The organism is Paenibacillus gorillae (assembly GCF_000513275.1).
GTDB classification, from domain to species: domain Bacteria; phylum Bacillota; class Bacilli; order Paenibacillales; family Paenibacillaceae; genus Pristimantibacillus; species Pristimantibacillus gorillae.
On record NZ_CBVJ010000095.1, the window covers coordinates 105,046 to 126,694 of the forward strand.

At 43.7% G+C, this 21,649-nt stretch carries 18 protein-coding genes and 1 pseudogene; 2 read left to right on the plus strand and 17 right to left on the minus strand.

Features of this window, described 5'->3' with window-relative positions; all coding sequences use genetic code 11:
* Window positions 1–183: 183 nt before the first annotated feature.
* The 5 genes from TY10_RS17335 to TY10_RS17355 form a co-directional block, all read right to left on the minus strand.
* Window positions 184–1,743: an ABC transporter substrate-binding protein gene (locus TY10_RS17335; protein ID WP_238327737.1), complete on the minus strand. Its 1,560-nt coding sequence runs from the start codon at window positions 1,741–1,743 to the stop codon at window positions 184–186.
* 78 nt (window positions 1,744–1,821) lie between these two features.
* The gene (locus TY10_RS17340; RefSeq protein WP_042166084.1) at window positions 1,822–2,712 is read right to left on the minus strand and encodes a carbohydrate ABC transporter permease; all 891 of its coding nucleotides are present in this window, start codon (window positions 2,710–2,712) and stop codon (window positions 1,822–1,824) included.
* Window positions 2,713–2,744: 32 nt separating this feature from the next.
* On the minus strand, window positions 2,745–3,722 hold the full coding sequence (locus TY10_RS17345) for an ABC transporter permease (RefSeq protein ID WP_238327739.1): 978 nt from the start codon (window positions 3,720–3,722) through the stop codon (window positions 2,745–2,747).
* A 188-nt stretch (window positions 3,723–3,910) separates the two neighbouring features.
* The gene (locus TY10_RS17350) at window positions 3,911–6,268 is read right to left on the minus strand and encodes an AraC family transcriptional regulator (protein ID WP_042166088.1); all 2,358 of its coding nucleotides are present in this window, start codon (window positions 6,266–6,268) and stop codon (window positions 3,911–3,913) included.
* A 575-nt stretch (window positions 6,269–6,843) separates the two neighbouring features.
* On the minus strand, window positions 6,844–7,413 hold the full coding sequence (locus TY10_RS17355) for a helix-turn-helix transcriptional regulator (RefSeq protein WP_238327740.1): 570 nt from the start codon (window positions 7,411–7,413) through the stop codon (window positions 6,844–6,846).
* Window positions 7,414–7,618: 205 nt separating this feature from the next.
* Here TY10_RS17355 and TY10_RS17360 point away from each other — a divergent pair, with 205 nt between their 5' ends.
* On the plus strand, window positions 7,619–9,127 hold the full coding sequence (locus tag TY10_RS17360) for an MFS transporter (protein ID WP_042166091.1): 1,509 nt from the start codon (window positions 7,619–7,621) through the stop codon (window positions 9,125–9,127).
* Window positions 9,128–9,401: 274 nt separating this feature from the next.
* Here TY10_RS17360 and TY10_RS17365 read toward each other — a convergent pair whose 3' ends face one another.
* The 11 genes and pseudogenes from TY10_RS17365 to coxB all read right to left on the minus strand — a co-directional run bounded on the left by TY10_RS17365 (window position 9,402) and on the right by coxB (window position 19,333).
* Window positions 9,402–10,718 (minus strand): ABC transporter permease, encoded by a 1,317-nt coding sequence (locus TY10_RS17365; protein ID WP_042166094.1) that lies wholly within the window; start codon window positions 10,716–10,718, stop codon window positions 9,402–9,404.
* Window positions 10,711–11,614 (minus strand): annotated as a pseudogene (locus TY10_RS17370) (ABC transporter ATP-binding protein). Before TY10_RS17370 ends, TY10_RS17365 begins: the two are co-directional and overlap by 8 nt.
* Before the next feature lie 47 nt (window positions 11,615–11,661).
* The gene (locus tag TY10_RS17375; RefSeq protein WP_042166096.1) at window positions 11,662–12,573 is read right to left on the minus strand and encodes an ABC transporter ATP-binding protein; all 912 of its coding nucleotides are present in this window, start codon (window positions 12,571–12,573) and stop codon (window positions 11,662–11,664) included.
* Between the two features lie 31 nt (window positions 12,574–12,604).
* Entirely contained in the window at window positions 12,605–12,994 is a 390-nt protein-coding gene (locus tag TY10_RS17380) for a GntR family transcriptional regulator (RefSeq protein ID WP_042166098.1), read from the minus strand.
* Between the two features lie 51 nt (window positions 12,995–13,045).
* On the minus strand, window positions 13,046–13,783 hold the full coding sequence (locus TY10_RS17385; RefSeq protein ID WP_042166100.1) for a hypothetical protein: 738 nt from the start codon (window positions 13,781–13,783) through the stop codon (window positions 13,046–13,048).
* Window positions 13,784–13,965: 182 nt separating this feature from the next.
* On the minus strand, window positions 13,966–14,430 hold the full coding sequence (locus tag TY10_RS17390) for a DUF420 domain-containing protein (RefSeq protein ID WP_042166102.1): 465 nt from the start codon (window positions 14,428–14,430) through the stop codon (window positions 13,966–13,968).
* A gap of 37 nt (window positions 14,431–14,467) precedes the next feature.
* Window positions 14,468–15,364 carry a cytochrome c oxidase assembly factor CtaG gene (ctaG, locus tag TY10_RS17395; RefSeq protein ID WP_042166104.1) on the minus strand — a complete coding sequence of 299 codons (897 nt, stop codon included), beginning with the start codon at window positions 15,362–15,364 and terminating at the stop codon, window positions 14,468–14,470.
* Between the two features lie 80 nt (window positions 15,365–15,444).
* Window positions 15,445–15,762, minus strand: a complete 318-nt coding sequence (locus TY10_RS17400) for a cytochrome C oxidase subunit IV family protein (RefSeq protein ID WP_042166106.1) — start codon at window positions 15,760–15,762, stop codon at window positions 15,445–15,447.
* Window positions 15,763–15,765: 3 nt separating this feature from the next.
* On the minus strand, window positions 15,766–16,377 hold the full coding sequence (locus TY10_RS17405) for a cytochrome (ubi)quinol oxidase subunit III (RefSeq protein ID WP_042166109.1): 612 nt from the start codon (window positions 16,375–16,377) through the stop codon (window positions 15,766–15,768).
* The gene (gene ctaD / locus TY10_RS17410; RefSeq protein ID WP_042166204.1) at window positions 16,374–18,218 is read right to left on the minus strand and encodes a cytochrome c oxidase subunit I; all 1,845 of its coding nucleotides are present in this window, start codon (window positions 18,216–18,218) and stop codon (window positions 16,374–16,376) included. Before ctaD ends, TY10_RS17405 begins: the two co-directional genes overlap by 4 nt.
* Before the next feature lie 68 nt (window positions 18,219–18,286).
* A complete protein-coding gene (coxB, locus tag TY10_RS17415; protein WP_042166111.1) occupies window positions 18,287–19,333 on the minus strand; it encodes a cytochrome c oxidase subunit II in 1,047 nt (348 codons plus the stop codon).
* A gap of 395 nt (window positions 19,334–19,728) precedes the next feature.
* Here coxB and TY10_RS17420 point away from each other — a divergent pair, with 395 nt between their 5' ends.
* Window positions 19,729–20,481 carry a hypothetical protein gene (locus TY10_RS17420; protein WP_042166113.1) on the plus strand — a complete coding sequence of 251 codons (753 nt, stop codon included), beginning with the start codon at window positions 19,729–19,731 and terminating at the stop codon, window positions 20,479–20,481.
* Between the two features lie 190 nt (window positions 20,482–20,671).
* Here TY10_RS17420 and TY10_RS17430 read toward each other — a convergent pair whose 3' ends face one another.
* On the minus strand, window positions 20,672–21,529 hold the full coding sequence (locus TY10_RS17430) for a DUF421 domain-containing protein (RefSeq protein WP_042166118.1): 858 nt from the start codon (window positions 21,527–21,529) through the stop codon (window positions 20,672–20,674).
* Window positions 21,530–21,649: the final 120 nt, after the last annotated feature.

Consider the following 21,649-nt stretch of genomic DNA (forward strand, 5'->3'; position numbering starts at 1 on the left):
CATTATTTAGCCTGCTTCCCATCAATAGTTACAAAATGCCGACTATTTGAAAGCGCATTCAATTTTTCGTCACAAAAAATGAAACGTGTCCAAGAATTGCATTATCCCATCAGAATACTCAGACCTGCATCGTTTGACTAGGGTGTGTCTGGGTTTTCAGACACGCCCTAGTATAAGTTGTTTTTATTTCGAAGATTTCCAAGCGTCAATTTGTTTTTGCAGCTCTTGTATAATTTTGTCACTGCCCGCTTTTTTTAATTTTTGGATAAATTCCGGAAGCATTTTTTCAGGATCAACGGAGCCTGTTTCCAACAACGGCACATATTGTGCAGTTATAGTAGCAACTTGAGCGATTTCGGTTTTAATTGGGGTTGGATCAAAGCTAAAACCAAGCAGTGGGGATTGAACCGCACTTTCATTCAGCTTGACTGTATCTTCCCAGATGCCAGGCTTTTGCCCGTTACGATAGTAACCATTAAACTGATTTCCAAACTCCCAATCTGAACTAGGATCATAGCCGCCGTCTTTAATTGCTTCAACAGTCTGCTCGTCAATTTTTTTATAATGCTTGCCTTCAATTCCATGTGCAATTAGATTATAAAGGGTTTTATCTTTATAAAGCAGGTTTAGGAACATCATTGCTCTTTCAGGGTTTTTAGATGATTTACTTATCCCTGTTGACGTAGCGATAATCCCTGATGTTGTTAACACAGGCTGTGATACGCCTACCATCAGCATATCTTTCTGTATAAGAGACTTCATTTCCGTCTCACCGCCGGGCTTCACTGTACCACCAACAAGAACAGCAACCTTAGCCGCTTTACGATCGGCCGTTACGTCAGTTAACGTTGCTGCATCTTTTCTGAAGAATCCCTTTTGATTCCACTCTCTCATAAGCGATACGAAAGATTTATATTCGGGAGATTCAAATTGATTCAAAACCGCTAAGTTAGAATCATCAAATTTCACTACACCTGGAACATTACGGCCTGCAAATTCATCAAAACCATAATGAAGAAGAACGTTACCAAATTGTCCCGTTTTACTATTTTCAATAGGGATCATATTAGGTTCACCAGCTTTTACTTTCTCCAAAAAAGGAGTTAAGTCTTCATAGCTCTTTACGCTGGCAACGTCTAAGCCGTATTTATCAGCAAGCTCTTTCATAGGCCAGACAACATCGGTTTTTGCCCAAATTTGATAGTTGGGAACCGCATATATTCCCCCGTTTACCTTTACAGCATCCCAACCGCCTTCAGGTAAAGTTTCCATGATGTCAGGAGCATATTGCTTTAATAGATCGTCTAGCTGAAGAAAAGCTCCCTTGTTAACATTTTGATAGTAATCATTAGCCCAGTTTGAAGTAAAAGCAAGATCATACGCTTCTCCAGAAGCATTTGTTAATTGCATTTTTTGTGTAAGATTTCCCCAATCCACTGCTTTCAAATGAATGTTAACATTCAATTTGTCTTTCAAATATTCATTAATTGCTTTTTCCACCGATGTTACATCGGCTTGCGCAGTACCGCCAATATACCAGGTCAAATCAACCTTTTCTAACTTTGAAGACTCATTTGTTGCTGGCGAGTTTGAAGAACCCTTATCTGTCTGTGTGGTGTTCTTCGGATCATTTTGCTTTGACGGCTCAGTCTCATTTTTATTCCCGCAGCCCGTTAATGCCAATGCTAGCGATAACATCAAGATTAAAACAATGGTTAAAACTTTTGCGCTTCTTTTTTTCACAAATAAAAACCTCCCATTTTTGTTTTTTTGTTATATTGTATCGGCAATGCCGGTTACAACCGTTATTATACTAATCTCTTATCCCTTAACAGCACCTACTGTTAAACCTTTAATAAAATACTTTTGAAAGAACGGGAACACAAATAATATTGGACCTGCAGCCAGCATAGCCATTGCCATTCGCGCTGTTTCATTGGGCATCTTACTTAGATCAATCGAAATATTACCGGATTGCAGTGATGTGGATAAGAACTGGATATTATTCATGATGCGATACAACATATATTGCAAAGGAACTAGATTTGGGCTATCAATGTACAACAACGCTAAATACCAATCGTTCCAGTAAACGAAGGCAATGAACAACCCCAGCGTCGCCATCGCTGGTTTGGAAATAGGCAGTATGATATTATAGAAGATTCTCCATTCACCAGCCCCATCAATTTTGCCAGATTCGATTAAAGCCGGCGGAATATCGGATAGAAAACCTTTCATCAGCAAGACATGCCAAGGCATAATTACATAAGGTAAAATGAGCGAAAGAATAGTATCGTCGATATGCAAAAAGTTTTTGATTAGAATAAACCACGGTACTAAGCCACCACTAAACAACAAGGTGAAAAATACGAAAAAGGACATTGGCTTCGATCCGCGAAAGTCTTTACGTGACAACACATAAGCAAGTTTAGCGGTAATGATTAGACTAAGGATGGTACCCAAGACAGTTACCGCAATCGAAACGAGGTAACTGCTGATTAAAACCTTAGGACTTTCAAACAAGTACTCATAAGCAAAAGTAGTGAACGTTTTTGGAATGAGTTGATAACCATGTAAAGCGATATCCGTTTCTTTCGAAAAGGATATCGAGATGACATATAAAAAAGGAATAATACAAAACAGTGAAAAGACAATAAACCACAAATGAATAAGCCAATTTGAAAAACCATGTTTTTTTCTGTGCAATTCCATGATTTTTCCTCCTATCTCTATTTTGGAATTTCTTAGAAGATTGCATTTTCTTTATTGAATTTGCGAACGATTAAATTAACAGTCAGAACAAGTGCAAATCCGACAACAGATTGATAAAGACCCGCTGCTGTAGCCATCCCAGTATCACCTGTAATACGCAAGGCACGGAATACATAGGTATCAATGACATCGGTTGTACTATACAATGCCCCGGAATCGGCAGGCAGGAAGTAGAACAATCCAAAATCCGAATAAAAAATGCGACCGATTTGCAAAAGAACAATCAACGTAATTAAAGGTGTAAGCAAAGGAATAGATATTTTACGTATTTGTTGCCATTTTGAAGCCCCATCAATAGCTGCCGCTTCATAAAAGGTTTTATCAATAGCCAACAATCCCGTATAAAATATCAGCATCGAGTAGCCAACGTTTTTCCATAGAAAAGCTAAACTTAATATAAACGGCCAATACTTGGCTTCAAAGTACCAGCTGATTCCTTCCCAGCCAAGCATCTTAAATAAGTGATTGATTACGCCAAGCTCGGGATTGAGTAAAGCGTAAGTCACATAACTAACGGTTACCCAGGATAAGAAGTAAGGAAAAAAGATAGTTGTTTGATATAGCTTTACTGCTTTGCGACTCAGTTCAAATAAAAGCAAAGCAAAGGCGACTGCCATTATGTTCGTAATGGCAATAAAGCTTAAATTCAATACAATCGTGTTTCGAGTTACCTCTAACGCTGCATCTGATGTGAAGAAAAACTTAAAGTTGTTAAACCCCACCCAATCGCTTCCCCAAATACCTTTTGAAAAATTCAAATCCTTAAATGCCAATACGAGCCCAAACATAGGCAAATAATAAAAAACGATAACAAACAGCAAGCCTGGTATGGCAAGAGAAATAATGCCTCTATTACGGATGACTTCTCGTAAGAAGCCTTTTCTTTTCCTCTTCTCGATTCCCACCGGCGCTTCCAGTTTAAGTACAGAATGATCAGCCATGTTCCCCATAAAGCAAGTCTCCTTTATTCCATTCTTCAGCTCTCCAGCTCATGGTCAAAACATACTGTAATAAAAGAAACAAATATAGTGTAAAAGGTGTCGATTACAACAACTTCGACTGTAAAAAAGGGCGTGCACTGTATTTTTACATAAATACAGTGCACGCCCAGCTATAATTCTGCTTCTCAAGGGTGTTACTACTTGTTTAGAATTTGCTTCACACTTTTACTTAACACATATTCTTTAGGGGTTGCCCCATACTTTTTCTTAAATAGCTTGTAAAAGTAACTTTCATTTTCAACACCAATTTTGACCAATATCTCCTTGATATTGAGCCCGGAACTCTCCAACCATTCAACAGCTTTATTAAGTCTTACATCATTAATGTAATCAGCAACAGACATATTCATCCTGCTGCTGAACAATTTGCTGGCTGACTTAGAAGAAATGTTTAGTTTACTGGAAACAAATTGCAGGCATAATTCCGAATTCGCATATTCGGCATCGATAAGTTCCTTCATGGTTTCTACAATAATAGACTGCTTCTCATTTTCAATAACATCCGTTTTAGAATTCATATCCACAAATAGCTGCATGATTGATTCGTGAAGCTCAGTTAAGGTCTCCAATTCAAATAATTGTTTAGTAATCAAGTTGAAATTCACATGAATGGGTTCTAGCTTAACCCGACTAATCTCCTCAACGGTCATTTTTAGTACGTTCAGCAGGTTCATTATTGATAAGAGTGCATGATTATAGTTCAAAGCAGCAATTTCCCTGAAAATTCTGGACAGAGTATCCTCTATGATCGGAATACTCCGGGTTTTCAAGCCATCAATCAGCTTCTTCTCAAGCGAGGCGGAGTACCCAAGCTGTGGGTTATCCGCATTTTTTCTAATTTGCTGAGGAGTCAGCACGCTGAAATGTCCAAATATTAAACGATACAATGAATTATTAAGTGTTTCATAATGCTTATTGGATAGATCTGTATAGTTTTCGATGGGTTCACTAATACACATGGAAATCGAAAGATGATAATACTCCATAATATAGGACTGAGCTTGTTTGCATCTTTCCGTCAAGATGCGCAAACTATCTGTATCTGAATGGCTGTTCATAATAAAAGCGATGTATTCACCCTTCATATTCACGACTTCACATGGAAAAGACTCTCCAATACATTCTGAAGTTACATTTTCAATTCCATACAAGTAAAGCGCCTGATCTCTGGGGGTATACTTTTCCTTAAATTGCTTATAACAATCTATTTTCACAATACAAATTAGAAAGCTCTGATCTGGATTTAAGCGGATACCGAAATCTGACTTGGCCTGTGCAAACTCCTCTACCCCTATACTATCTACAAGCAATTTTCTTAAAAAGTAGGCCCTCATAACTTCTTGGGAAGTATGACTTCTTTGCTTATAATGATTCATTTTGTCGATAGCGGTTTGAAAAACATCATTTAAGTATGTAAATTCATCTTCTCCCTTTGGCATTCCGCTATTACGATCAGTCATTACAACCTGTCTGACTAATCGATCAATTGGTTTATAGAACCTGCGGGACAAAGAAAGCGAGATCATGAATGCTATTAATAAAAATCCTCCGGTGATCAAGAAAAATGTATATTTTAAAGAAGTGATTTTCCCAACTACTTCTTGGTAAGGCTGGGCCTTTACTATTGTCCAATTCATGTTTTCCACATAGGCGTAGGTAATCAAATATTTTTTGTCTGCAATATCGCTTATAAAATAACCGGTCGTTTCTTTAGCTTCATTTTTATCTTTTTCTGCAGCTTGTTGATGCATATAGGTGGCTTTCAAATTTAGAAGAAATGAATCTTCCTCTAGGCTGTCTCCCACCAAAGCACCATCTCCATCCAATATCATAATGGGATCTTGCTTCTCTAGGTCGGTATTGTTGATCATCTTGATATTGTTTAGAATCCAATTCGTTCTTGCGTTAACAATTAAAGCGCCGTTAGGCAAGTTATTGTCGGTTGTAAATTCGTACATAAAATAGGTAACAACGTTCTCATACCTTTTTTGCTCTCCAGCCATCGCATGTTCAATGCTTCTAGGAATAGGCTTTAATATTGGCAACGCCTTACCAGAATCAAACATCGCGTTTAAGCTTTTGTCCTGAAACAGCAAATCTTCTCCTGTAGAATAATACATTTTAGAAGAGTTATTATAAAAATAAATGGAATTAATAAAGGGATTAGAATTAACAATTGACGCCCTGACGATATTAATCTCTTTTAATGTTTCTCCAAAATCGAGGCTATCATTGTACAATATCGTCTGAACATCTGGGTTATAAAATAAAGATAGCACTGCATTTCGAATCATTTCATCCATGTAATCAATATTAAATTTAACTTGAGACAATATTTTCTTATTAGATGTATACTCATTTTTTAATAATGCTTCCCGTGCACTATAGTAAGTACTTGTCGCAAACAGGCTTAAGACCAGCAGCATAGTCAAGGTGATCCAAACATACATCATTCGCAAAAACTTCCGCTGTTTTTTTTGTATACTAACGCTCATCAGTTTCAACTCCCCGGCAGGATGATAAAAATTATACGAGGTTGTTCCTTTCGAAGCCACAAAATACAAAAAGGAATCGGTTACCCGACCCTGATCATCTCATCAATTTCCCAAAGTATAATCATCCAAATTTACTTATGATTCTGAAAATAATGCGCTTTCATAAAGTAATTGACATAATCATGTTATGTGATTATTTTATTGATTCAAACTGTAAATGTCGATGTTCATTGTATAATTCAATGTAAAAATAGAAATTTACTGTACTTTTGGCTCAAGCGATAAGTCTAATTATACAAAACAGCTACAAATTCTGTATAGTTGAATTCCCACCTCACAATCAATAAGAATTTACGAAAACTAGCCTGTATAATAGTGCTCACACAAAAAAGCCGTTACGAGAGCCTGCTGAAAGAACAAGGGCCCTTGCTTTTCAGATTTTCAATCTGAAGGCAAGGGCCTAGTGATTGTCAGTTGAGTTTCAAGATAGTTGCCTCATCGGATCGTATTACTCTTCATTAAACTTTATTAAAAACCGACAATGGTTCTCCCCGTCAGATTGACACATTACACGTTCAACCTGCTGTGTCTCCAATACACTTTTTAAACATTTCTGTTTCACATGTACAAGCTAGCTTATACTGTTTTGCTACCTCGAATATGGGACAATTATACTCTACAAATTCAAACGTATTGTCGGCTAATTGTTCTACATTAGCCATATATCCTTTTTCATTTTGCAGCGCTGCTAGTTCTAGTATTTTTTCTGCAGGCTTTTTATTGGTCATTCGTTTATTGTAACTTTCCGTCAAACGCAGCTCCCGTTTTTTAAACAAATAATGAATCGCTTCTTTGCCATGCAATTCTTGAATATCGTTTAAAAAATCTACAGTTATGCCTTCATAGTTTCTTGGAAAAAGACGTTCTCCTTTTTTAGAAACAGAAAACAACTGTACCGGTCTCCCCATTTCTTGTTTTTCTTCACGATATTGGATAAATCCATCCTTCAAAAGCAAATTAACCTGTTTCCTCACAGCAATTTGTGTAAGGTTAAGTTGATTAGCTAATTGGTTTACACTCACTTCCGGTCGTTTTTTAAGCAAGTCGAGGATTTTATCTTTTGTTGATTGCTTTTGAATAGTCAAATCCTCACCTCCACTGTCATTTATTAAAAGTAGTGTACTACAAAGTCTAGAGAGTGAAAAGGATCGACTCATTCGATTTAAATCATTTCTTATCATGATAAAAGTTTACCTTGCATTGCATTAACAATATAAGATATTATACCCTTATATTTTTATATTAAAAAGTATAAAAAGTAAGTGCAATATGAAGACAAGGGGATAACAGATGACAAACGAACATGCTCAAGTTTTAAATGACTCGCCTAAGGCTACATGGCGGGAATGGTTGGGTTTGGTGCCTTTGACTTTAGCGCTTTTTATGCTGGCAACAGATATGACCATACTATTTCTTGCCATGCCATCCATTGCCGCCGACTTAGCACCGAGCGCTACACAAATGCTCTGGATTATTCACATAGGCGAATTGTTGGCGGTAGGATTTTTCTTGACGATGGGACGTTTAGGGGATCGTATTGGCAGGAAGCGCTTGCTTATTATCGGTGTAACGGTATACGGGTTATCCTCCATTGTTGCTGCATTTTCTACAGAACCATGGATGTTAATTGCTTCACGGGCACTTCTTGGTGTAGCTTCCGCAACTGTAATGCCATCTACTATGTCATTATTGAGAAACATGTTTTTCGACCAGAAGCAATTTTCGGTGGCTATTGCTATTGTAATGAGCTCATACTCTGCTGGTATGGCCCTTGGTCCTCCAATAGGAGGCTTACTCCTGGATCATTTTTGGTGGGGCGCGGTATTTCTTGTCAATGTTCCTGCTGTCCTTATATTGTTAGTAACAGCCCCACTTCTTCCAGAGTACAGCGATAAGAAATCACCACGCATGGATTTAGTTAGCGTACTGTTGTCTTCACTCGCACTAATAACCTTTATTTATGCTTTGCAAGAAATCGCCAATCATGGTTTTAAGATCCTTTACGTTGTTCTAATTGCAGTTAGTATAGCTATCGGATTTTTATTTATAAATCGACAGTTACACACAAAAGATCCCTTGCTGGATCTCTATATGTTTAAAACCCCGCTATTAACTTATTCATTAATCGCACGAGTGTTTCTATCGTTGTTGATTGTAGGTGAGAGCATGCTTTTTGCCCAACATCTGCAAGTTATCGGACTGACTCCAACAGAGGCGGGACTTCTGCTGATTATTCCAGCAATCTTTTCAATTATTGGTACTTTAGTGTCTCCCCTGCTTACAAGGTGGATGCGCCCAACTTACGCCATGGTATCCAATTTGCTAATTGCAGGAATAGGCGCATTTTTACTTGCCTTGACCGTTCAAAATGCCGATATACTCCTCTTGATGATTGGTGCATCGTTGATGGGGATTGGCGTTGGACCAACCATTACCATTGCAAGCGATCAGATTATTTCCAGTGTACCTCAAGAACGTGCTGGTACTGCTTCAGCGTTGAGTGATGTTAGCAGTGGACTGGGGTCTGTATTAAGTGTTGCAATTATTGGAAGCATTGGAATGCTAGTTTATCGTTGGAACTTTACAAATGCAATACCGGCTGGAGTACCGTCAGAAATAGCAAATTCGGCTATGGAAAGCGTTGGAACAGCTCTTGCAGTATCCGATGGGTTACCTGAAATGCTGCAAGCCATACGGTTTTCCTCTACCATTGCACTTCAATCCGTATATGGGTTCGTTTCAATCGGTTTCTTGGCACTAATCATTTTTGTTTTATGGAAACTCAGATATGTAAGATAGGATACCGTCACAGCAGGATCCAGCCCTGCGAAAGGTAGGCTTTCACCAACGCTACCCCAGGCAGACGTGATGCTATTTTGACCATTTGCTCCTTGCACTCCAAACTCATAGCTTCGCTTGTGATCCGAGGTCGAATGCCCATAAGAATAGGCCAACCAGTAATCTCTGGTTGACCTATTAATACGAAACTAATTCCTACTGCTAACTATTTTATTACTAAAAGCTTACAAAACACCGTTCGTGTATAAACAATAGTAATGCATTTGCTCTTTCCCTAAATCTTATAAGCCTTCATCGCTTTTCTAATTTCTTTCCACGATGGACGTTTACCGTACATCAATACCCCAGTGCGGTAAATTTTCGCTGACAGCCAGCCTGCCAGATAGATACTCACGAGCAGAATACCGAGCGAGGTGAGTACTTGCCATACCGGTGGATTCGACAGGCCGATGCGGAGCATCATGACGAATGGCGAGAAGAATGGCACGTAAGAGCCAACAGTAACTAGCATGCTGTCCGGGTTGGAGAGGCTGAACGTTGAAATATAGAAGCCAGCCATGGAGAGCAGCGTAATCGGCATTACCGCCTGACCCAGATCCTCTGTCCGGCTGACGATCGAACCAACTGCCGCGTACAGCGTCGAGTAGAGGAAATAGCCGGCCAAGTAGTAAATGAGTGCATATACGAGCAGCATTGGATCAATCGTCGACAGGTCGATGTTGTATTGCTTGAACGCATCCGCGTTATGCGGCATGCTGGCATTCGCCACAATAACCAATACATATACGATAATTTGCGATAAACCAACCAAGAATACGCCGAAAATTTTACCGAACATTTGCGTCAGCGGCGCTACACTTGTGATTAGAACCTCCATAACGCGGGAGCTCTTCTCTGAAGTAATCTCGGACGCAATCATCTGTCCCGTCACCATGATGGCAAAAAACAGAATGAGAATAATGACTGTGATAAGCCCAATTGCCATGCCTTGCTGGCTGGAGTCTTTGCCTCCTGCCGTGCTGCCAGCCCCATCTGTTGCTGCAATCTGAATCGATTCAATAGCAACTGGAGCGAAGAGCTGTGCTTTCTTCTCCTCCGACACGCCCGCATCCTTCAAAATATTTTCCGTCCGCACATTTCGCAAAGCACTTTCCAGCTTCAATGTCGTTGAGCCTTCCACCATCTTCTCCGAATTATATGTGACGCTAGGCAGACCGCTCGGCGTCTCTTCGCCAAAGCTCAGATAGCCTTTGATCTTCTTGTCGGCAATGGCTGCCTTCAAAGCCTTTTCCGCTTCTTGCGCATTTGCCGCCTTCGCAACCTCAATAAATTCTACCCCTGGATTCTCCTGGGATGCAAAATAGCTTTTCAACTGCTCGGCAAGCTTCGTTCCTGCAGGATCATCGGCTTGCGCCGCATAACCAATTTGAATGGTTTTGCCGCTATCGCCTTTATCAAATAGAGAGATAATAGCTGGAAGATTAACTCCGATCGACATAATAATCGCCATAATGAGTGTAGTAATGAGAAAAGATTTAGCTCTCAATTTATTACGAACCGTAAAGCCGACGACTGTCCAAAATTTATTCATGTCTCTCACCTACCGTTTTTATAAAGATTTCGTTGAGCGTTGGCTCCAGCACTTCAAAACGTTGAATGTTCGTTTGTCCAATTGCTAGTCGCAAAATCTCTCCTGCCGCTTCCTCTTTGGCAATATGAATCTCATAGCCGTATTCATGACGATTAGCTTTCGTTACGCCGCTGATGGCATCCAGCCCATTAACGTCTCCATCTGTTTTCAGAATGACGCGTTCACGCGGATAACGGCTCTTAATTTCTTTCAAGCTTCCCTGCACAACAGCGTTGGAGCGGTGAAGAATCGTTATGTTCCGACAGAGCTCCTCAACATGCTCCATACGGTGCGTCGAGAACAGCATCGTCGTACCGTTATCACGCAGCTCTTTTACCGTAGATTTAAGCAGCTCTACATTGACCGGATCAAGACCGCTGAACGCTTCGTCCAAAATAACAATTTGCGGATTATGGATGACCGAGGCGATAAACTGGATTTTTTGCTGATTGCCCTTCGAGAGCTCTTCTACCCGTTTGTTATAATACTCCGGCACTTCAAATCGCTCTAGCCAGCGCTTTAAGCTGCTGTCTGCGTCCCGCTTACTCATGCCGCGAAGCTCAGCCAGATAGATAAGCTGATCGCTGACCTTGATACGCGGATATAGCCCTCTCTCTTCCGGCAAATAGCCGAGCAATTGCAGCTGCTCCTTGGAATAAGGCTTGCCGTTGTAGAGAACCTGCCCCCCATCCGGAAAGATCAACCCGAGGACCATCCTCATCGTCGTTGTTTTCCCTGCGCCATTAGCGCCCAGCAGTCCATATATTTCCCCTTGTCCAACCTCGAAGCTGATTCCGTTTACCGCTGATTTTTTCCCCATATTGCTTATAAATTTGATCGACCTTTAAAGGCTTCATACTACCCAATCTCCCCTCAGCATTCTATATAAAATGATTACATCCTGCTATGACCTTACACGCAGCCGTTCCTGCTCGATGAGCACTGCCAGAATATCGTCCAGATTGAGCGGCTGGCGGCCAACAAGACGCAAACCTGCTTGCTCTAGCCATTGCTCGGCGGCAAGTGCCTCCTTGCTCACGACTCGAATCGTACCGCCGCCGGTCTCTTCAATGACGCATTGCCCCGGAATGGATTCGGCATCCTTTCTTGTAACACTATGAATGTAAAAGGCATGCCAGTTGCTGAATAACTCATCCTTCTCGTATACGCCAAGCACCCGCCCATGCCCCATGAATACAATATAATCGGCGAGCCGCTTTACCTCCTCCACAATGTGGGAGGCCATTAATATCGTCCGCTCTCCGCTGTCCATAAAGCGATGCAGCACATCCAGCATTGTCCGCCAAGCGAGCGGATCTAGTCCGGATGAAGGCTCGTCGAGCAGCAGCAGCTCCGGATGATGCGCCAGGGCGAGAGCAAGCTCATACTTGCGCCGTGTCCCCTTGGACATGCTGCCCAGACGCAAGCTGTCATCAACTTCGAATACACGCAGAAGCTCTCGATAGCGGTTCAAATCCCACTCCGGGTACCAGCGTCTGTTGAACGCTGTTTTGTAGGAACCTCGCATCCCCTTGTCATGCACACCGAACAGCTCCGGTACATACCCGATTCGCTGCTTTAGCTTCGTATCCTCCCCATCACCATACCCAAGCCGATGACCAAGAATCGTAATGTCACCCTTATCCGGTCTCGCCAACTCAAGCAAGAGCCGGAACGTTGAGCTTTTGCCTGAACCGTTGGGACCCACGATTGCTGTTACGTATCCTTTTGGAATATCGAGCGTAATGGGCCCAAGCTGAAAATGAGGACGGCTTTGCTCGACATGACTCAAACGAATTGCAGCTTCTTCCGACATCCCCTTCACCTCGTTGTCCTGTTATATCGATCTAGTTCCCGTAATGTTTATCCAGCGCCTCGCGGAACAAATCCGCAAGCTCTTCCTTAGAGCATTGTACAAGCTTCCCTGCCGCTACCGCTCCTTCAATTGCATCAATGACAGCTTCCAATCGATGACGATCCATCTCTCTTTGTTCCACCCTCGCTACATAGGTTCCGGTTCCTTGTCTTGTCCGCAGCAATCCTTCCGACTCCAGGTCCTGGTAAACCCGGCGAACGGTAATGACGCTGCATTTCAGCAGTTGAGCCAGTTCCCTTATGGATGGAAGCAGCGTTCCTTCGGAAAGCTGTCCGCTCACAATTAATGCCCGAAGCTGCACCTCAATCTGATAGTAAAGCGGTTCGGCGCTTTGTTCGTTAATTTGTATCGGCAGCCACACGGCTTCACCTTCTTTATTAAAGACTTGAATTCAATCCATCTGTTTTCTGAATTATCCCAGCTTGATGCTCTCCTTATTAATAAAACTGCGCTTCCTGAGCCTTTTCACAATGATCGCGTAGCCTGCTGCCAGAGAAGTTACGGCGTATAGTATAGCACCAGCCGTATACCACCAATGTCCAGCTTGAAGCTCTCTTAACAGCCCAAGTACAACATTGACACCAGCCAGCTTAATCGCTATTAATAGAGAGCCCACGATAATCATCAATACAATGCAATAAATCGAGTACAATCTGCTGGAATAGCCAAGCTCAAAGAAAATGTAAGTAACAGCAATTCCGATGGCAAAACAGAACCAGAATAGTGCGAACAAGCTATAAGCGCCAAGATCGATGTTTTCACGCAAGCTCGCTACGGACAAATACTGAATAGAGAAAAACAACACGACCATCGGCAGCAAAATAATGAAAAACTGCAGCATACGTCCCAGTATCAAGTCCTTTAATGGAATTGGCATCGATCTCCACTCCGCCAGCTTGTCAGTGAAGCCATCCTCTTTCCATGCGCGCATTGTCGTCCTGTTGAACGCGAAACCAAAGTTTGGAAAAATAAGGATGAATGTATAGTCCAAAAACCAAATCACCGAATCAGGTACTTTCTCCTCAAATTGAAAAAATCCCATCGTAACGATAGCCATGTATACACAAAACGCGATGGTGAAAAGCAGGCCGTATTTATCTCTTACCAGCTCATGTTTCGCAATGTGCCATGCACCCTGCCAAGCGTTCAATCCGCTATCCCCTTCCTGTCTTCCTTCACTCTGTATATACTGTATATATCTTTATACACAGTATAGTCACACCTCTATAAAGTGTCAACCATTTCCATCAAATTCTTTTTAAAGCTTATCCCGCATAAAAAAAGAGCTTCCCTGACCGCCGTATAACGGCTTAAGGAAAGCTCTTAATTATCTTACCAGCCAAATATCGCATCGATGACCGGCCTCGTATGGCCGCCTGGATACATCAGATAAAGCAATACGTAGACGGCAACGCCTGTAATCGCTGTGAAAAACCAGATGATCGAAGTAATTCTGCCCCACTTGCGATGCTTGGCGTATTTGCTCTTAAAGCCTAGCACAAGCGTTGTAATACCAAACACTGCAGCAACGGTCGCAAGCACGATATGGAACAGCAGGAAGGTCAAATAGTAAGGCTTCAGACTATCTGGCCCGCCCCATGCCGTATTGCCGATGATCACCGTCCGGGAAGAATAAATAATAAAGAAGATAATCGCTGCAATTGCAGCGGCAATCATCACTTTCTTATGCGCATCGAGCCTGCGCTTGATCGCGAGGCCCCAGCCGATCGCAACCAGCACCGCGCTGATGACGATGAAGGTAGTGCTGACTGTAGGGAAAATAAAATACCAATCCAATGTTCATCCCACCTGTACCGATAATTATAGTAACAAACTACGCCGTGCCCGGGTTTGAGTTTGGAAGCTCGTCATCCTTATGCTCGCGTTTAAACCAGTGAGTAAAAATATAGCCCAAGATGATTCCGTACATGAGCTCCTGAACAAGCTTCATCACGATGCCTCCGAGCTGTTGATCCTCAACAGGGCTCATCAAATTGAAAAACTGCGGCCCGTCGAACAGATCCAGCAATCTCGAAGGGTCGCCCGATACGCAATAGCCCATAGCCTGTACCCAAACTAGCGGATCGCTATAAATCGCGTACATAGGCGAGCTGGCAAAAATAATCAACGCACAGGCAGGCGTAAGCAGAATGCCATTAGCAAATACGTAAGCCAGCTTCTTCAAATCCGTCAAGCGATTCCACTCCGGCACCGGGCAGGCAATCTGCCACCACATCATAGAAGCTGTGATGAACAGAATCAAGTAGTACAACCGGTGAACGAAGAAATTTGTCATCACATAATCATGAACCATAGGGACATGATAAATGGAGAACAGCAAGTTAAACAGAATCAGCGTCGAGATCGGATTCATCAGAAACCGCAATTTGCTCCATACGGGACGCGAAAATACTTTGCGCCATACGAAAGCCGGAATGGACAGCAGCAGCATCGGTGGCACAATGAGATAAGAGATGGACATGTTCACCATATGGAACGTAAACATCAAATGTCCCAGCAGGTTCAACGGACCTCCGTGCGAGAGATATAACAAGAGCGCCGACGCCACGAACATCAACTTTTGCAGCACCGTTGCTGAAGGCTCTGCAGCCGCGTGCTTCTCCCTCCATGGCCCTATTACATAGAAGTAAAGAATGACGAGAGCCGCCATCCCAAACAGGAACCACGGGGTCCACACTTCTTCGAAGCTGAAATATTGTAAGCCTAGCATTTGTGGAAGCTCCTTTCACACTCATCTTGCAAAAGAGGAGGGACCCAGCCTTAGGGACCCTCCTCTTTTTAGTTGAATTTTTACCACCAAGCCCAGTATTCCGCCATAATCACGCAAGTGAATACGATGAACACACCGAACAGGATAGCAACGGTTGCATAAGCATGGCCGCGGTCTTTCATATGCATCCATACAGCCATCTGTACGAATACTTGCAGAATCGCACAACCGATAAGAATGATGTAGATAAAGTCGGTGTTAATCTCGCCGGAAGCGACTGTCGCGAAGGCAATCAGCGTCAACAAAACGGATAGAATAAACGATACGATCGCTTTCTGCGGCCCCTCAAGCTTATGACGAACGGGGCGTTTTTCTTCAGCGGAATGATTGCTTGACATGGATTAAACCACCTTTCCCATCAAGTAAACGACGGTGAAGATAAATACCCAGACTACGTCGATAAAGTGCCAATACAGACCCGCCACATACGCCTTAGGCGCAGTAACGACCGTTAGGCCTTTCTTAGCCAACTGGCCGATCAGAAGCGAGATCCACACGATACCGAGTGCTACGTGAGCACCGTGGAAGCCGACAAGCGTATAGAACGAGGAGCTGAATGCACTCGTTGTAAAGCCGTGGCCTTCATGCACATAGTGATAGAACTCATAAATCTCCAGACACAGGAAGCCTAAACCGAGCAAGACCGTAACAATAAGCCAGGTAATCAGCTTCTTGTTGTCGTGGCGGTGCAGCGCCTGAGTAGCGAATACACTCGTCAACGACGAGGTTAGCAGGAGCGCTGTAGCAATCGCTACGAGCGGCAGTGAGAACAGCTCATGAGCCGGAGGCCCGTCGAGAACTTGATGGCGGAGTGCCAGGAACGCCGAGAACAGCGTTCCGAACAATACCGTTTCACCGCCTAGGAAAAGCCAGAAACCAAGAACTTTATTGCGTCCCTCAAGGGTCGCCTTTTCGGGCTCATGAGGCAATTGCCCTTCTACGTGTGCACTCATGCTTTTACCCCCCCGTCATGCTGATCTTCAGGCTCGATATGGAAACCATGATCATCGTATAAAGAACGAAGGATCATACAAGTAAATGTTACGAGCAAACCAACTGCTCCAATAACGTATCCCGTGTCGATACCTGCAACGCTGCCCCATGTGCCATCGGAGTAAAGCAAGCCGAAGCCTGTAATGAACAAGCCAAGCGACATGAAGAACGGAAGAATCGAAGGTGAAGGCATATGGATCGAACCGATTGGCTCGGCAGGCGTCATGCCTTTTTTGCCATCCATTTTCTCTTTCCAGAATGCATCATAACCGCGAACGAGCGGCGTTTGCTGGAAGTTGTACTCTGGCGGCGGCGAAGGAATCGTCCACTCCAGCGTACGTCCGTCTTCCCAAGGATCGTTTACAGCATTTTTCGGTTTGAAAGCTGTAATCGTCACGTTCAGAAGGAAGAAGATCGTGCCAAGACCCATCAGAATGGCGCCAATTGTACTAATCAAGTTCATTTCATTGAAGCCCAGTCCGTCCAGGTACGTCCAAATCCGGCGCGGCATGCCGAGCAAGCCAAGGAAATGCTGTACGAAGAACGTCATATGGAAACCAATGAAGAATGTCCAGAACGTCAACTTGCCGATCGTTTCGTTCAGCATGCGTCCGAACATTTTCGGCCACCAGTAGTGCAGGCCGGAGAAAATACCAAGGATCAAACCGCCTACGATAACGTAGTGGAAATGCGCGACAACGAAGTACGAGTCATGGTACTGGAAGTCGGCAGGCGCGGCTGCCAGCATAACGCCGGTAACGCCGCCCATTACGAAGGTCGGGATAAAGCCGACTGCAAACAAATTCGCTGTCGTGAACTTAATGGAACCGCCCCACATCGTAAACAGCCAGTTGAAGATTTTAATACCAGTCGGTACTGCGATCAACATCGTCGCAATGGAAAAGAGAGAGTTCGCTATCGGTCCAAGACCGGTTGTGAACATGTGATGCGCCCATACCATGAAGCCCAAGAAACCGATCAGAATCGTAGCGAATACCATGGAGCTGTATCCGAACAGACGCTTTCTTGAGAATGTACTAATAACGTCGGAGATAACGCCGAATGCCGGCAAGATGAGGATATAAACCTCAGGATGTCCGAATATCCAGAAAATATGCTCCCATAGTACGGTATTGCCGCCGCCGGAAGGATCGAAGAAATTCGCATCGAAGATCCGGTCGAACATCAGTGCCGCTAAGCCTACAGTCAGTGCAGGGAAAGCGAACAGGATCAGCGCCGAAGTAATGAACGACGCCCAAGTGAACATCGGCATGCGCATGAAAGTCATGCCTGGCGCACGCATGTTGATAATCGTTACGAGGAAGTTGATGCCCCCGATGAGGGTACCAATACCTGCGATCTGCAAGCCGATAACATAATAGTCCATACCATGTCCGGGACTATAAGTCGTTCCGGCAAGCGGAGCATATGCTGTCCAGCCAGCTTCAGGAGCACTGCCAGCAAACCAGCTGACATTAAGAAGCACTGCACCGAAGAAGAAAGTCCAGAAACCAAGTGCGTTAACAAAAGGGAATGCAACGTCGCGCGCGCCGATCTGCAGCGGCACAATCGCATTCATCAAAGCAAAGAGCATCGGCATCGCTGCCAGAAAGATCATTGTCGTGCCGTGCATTGTCAATAGTTCGTTGTATGTATCCGCGCCTACGAAATCGTTAAGCGGTTTCCATAATTGAATCCGAATAAGCAACGCTTCCAAGCCGCCGACAAGAAAGAAAAAACCGCCGGCGATCAAATACAAGATGCCGATTTTTTTGTGGTCAACCGTTGTCAGCCAATCCATCAGGCCGGTATGACGTTTAACCGCATGTCCATGAGCCAAGGTAGGTACCTCCTTCAATCACCGATGATTTATTGTTGATAGTCAAGCGTCAAATCAGACAAATATTTTGCAATGCCATCGAGCTCTTGTTCTGTCAAGTCGACTTTAGGCATTTGGTTGCCAGGTTTGACAGCTTGAGGATCTTTAATCCAACGATGCAGGTTTTCTTCAACCGAACCTTCGTTGGAATATTTAGGATCGTCGGTGTTGACAAGGATACCGCCTACAGTCTGACGACTGCCGATACCTGTCAAGTTAGGGAAAGCAGGACCGCCTTGATCGCCTACAGCATGGCAAGTCAAGCATTTGCTTACAAAAGCTTCTTTAACGGCAGGATCGCTAGGAAGAGCAACGGGTTCTTGCAGAGCTGCTGTCCAACGATCAAACGAAGACTCGTCCACCGATTTTACTTTAAAGTCCATCAGGCCGTGAGAAGGTCCGCAAAGCTCGGCACATTTGCCCAAGTAAACGCCTTCTTTTGGAGCTGAGAAGTACATAATATTTACGTTCGCGCCAGGGTTTGTATCAATCTTGCCGGCAAGCGACGGAATCCAGAACGAGTGAAGCACGTCTGCCGATTTCGCTTCGATCGAGATTGTTTTGCCTGTAGGAATGATTAGTTCCTGCGCAGTTTTAATGCCAAGCTCCGGATATTCGAATTCCCACCAGTATTGGTGCGAAGTCACGATTACTTTAACCGCATCCGGGTCCTTCGTGTAGTCCTTGGCTAAGTTAAATACCGATTGTACCGTCGGTACGCCAAGAATGATAAGCATAATAATTGGAATTACCGTCCAGATAATTTCCAGCTTGTGGCTGCCTTCCACTTGCTTTGGAATCGTTTTGTCTCCGGGACGACGGCGGAAACGAATAATTACGTAGAAAGAAATCGCAAATACGACTACAATCACGATCAACATGATTGAAATCGCCAGCTTCATCAGTCCGAATTGCTCTTGCGCTACAGGACCTTGGGGATTCAACGTGGACAAGTCACTTCGTCCGCACGCCGACAGCACCAGAACCATCAAGGCCAGAAGCGGCGCAAGCCGTTTTACAAACTGCCACCGATTCATTAATTAATCAACCCCACTTTTGACGTTTTCGCAGCTGAAAAATTCGCATAATTAAGCGATAAACTGCGTGTTTTCACAGATGTTTTGACAACTCCTGCAACTTAAATCACTTTATTAAATATAAAGTTGAAGCCCTTATTTGTCAATGTTCCACAGAGAGTTCACAAATTGTTCGCAAAGCTGTCAAAAACGTTCATTTTCAAGGCTTTTTTGCTTCTCGAAGGACTTGCTTTTATCGTTTTTGGCATCTCGCACAGCTGCCCGTACGTGATGTCAATTCCTATCCTACATTGTGCACCAAACCCATGGTCAATTATGTATGGACTTCAGAGCGTATATTTAATCGTTCCCTACAGAAGCTATTCCTATAACTGCCCGAATGGAGGCTGATTTCAATGAACAAACACATTGCCGGAACTCTTGCCCTCACTCTGCTGCTGCTCGTCTCCCTAACGACTGCATGCGGCTATGAGAAGCGTATCCAGAACAGTGATCACGATTACGGCAGCCGTAAGGCAGGTGATCCGAAGAACGCCCTTTCTGCCAAGATGTATGGATCAGGGGCAGGCAAAAACAATCTCAAGCAGCATGACAACGCCTTTTTCGAATACAGCAATACACTCTCTAACAAAGTGACCCAATTAAACGGTATTGGCACCGCCATCGTGATGCTTACGGATAAGAATGCCTATGTCGGACTTGCGCTGGACTGGACGGCTGTCGGTACGAAAAGTACGGGCCGCACCAATGAGCAGAGCAATGGCGATGCTGTGTACAATACGGATACAGGCAGCAACTATTGGGACAATCGGCAGTTGATTACGCCTTACAACTCCTACTTCTCGGTCAACGATCATTCACAGCTTTCTCATGAGCTGAAACAGACGGTCGCTACGCGGGTCAGGGAATATGCTCCCACCGTTCAAGAGGTGCATATTTCGGCGAATATGGACTTTGTGAATCAGCTTAATGAATACGCCAAGCAAGCATGGATGAACCGCTCTCTTGTGCCTTGGACTGAAGACTTCAACAACCTGGTGAAGCATCAGTTTGCCGGCGGAGACAAGATGCCTTCGCAAATTATCGAGTATGAAAAAATGCGGGCAAAAAGCCGTCGCGGAGAGTCCATCATTCCCTATTCGCGATAGAAGAATTTGACGGCGGCGACAGGTTTTATGACAAAAAATTCAATTTTAAAAAAATCTCTTCCTATTATATAGCGTATATTTAGAATTAGCTTCATAACCGGTTCAGCTAGCTGCAAAAAGCTGTTTCTCTCAGGCCCGTTGTTAAAGGCCTTGGAAACAGCTTTTTTCACTCTATATTTACCCTCTCGCTTTAGGATGGCGGCGGATAGAAATGCATGGCCTCCTTCAGCTTATTAATAGCATCGCGGTAATCTATCTTATCATCCTCATTCATCGCGAATCTCTCCAGCATATACAGCTCATCCTCGTACTGCTTCAACAGTTCAGCAATTTGATCCTTAGGCTTCGTTGACGGATTATGGGCTTTGCTTTCCGTACCGGTCTGGATGGCCAGCTGTCCTTGCGAATCAAGCTGAGCGAGAAAGACATCTTCCATCTTGACCCTTTGCTTCTCAAGCTGCCTTTTCAGCCAGTTTCGGTCCTTGCCAGCAACCTCTAGCGCCCGGTCCACAGCATGACCGTCCATCACTACGGTTTGCGGCTCTATTTCTTGAGGCAGACGCCAGCCCAGCATATCGGGAGTCAGCGGCTGATGCTCTTTTTTAAGCATGACATTAATTTCTCCGCTTTGCTCCATAATAGCAAATTCCACATCAGCTACCCGGTACACATCTTTTTTCCGAAGCTGCTCCAGCATCTCGTCGAGCGTAATCCTCTCCTTGCGCATGTTTTTACGAAGCAGAACACCCTTGTCGATAAGCACAGTCCCTCTCCCGTCAACAACATCGCGGATTGATTTGCTCTTTAATGTAATAAACTCCATTGCAACCGAAATGCCGACCCATACAACCAAAGAGACGATGCCGAGGTACCAGTCATTGTCCAGATCAAGGGAAATATATGCCGCGATATTACCCATTGTAATCCCGGTTATGTATTCGAATAGAGACAATTGAGATATTTGTCTTTTGCCAAGAAGCTTCGTTATGATGAACAAAATCACAACCGAGGATAAGGTGCGAAGCGATATTTCTAACCAATCAGGCATTGCAATTCCTCCTAATAGTGTGCTATAATAGATCTCGTGTTATATTTAACCCCGCATATCCCTCAAGAAAACTAGATTATTTCCTCGGATTTTGATTTTCTTTTCCGTTAATTTCACAAC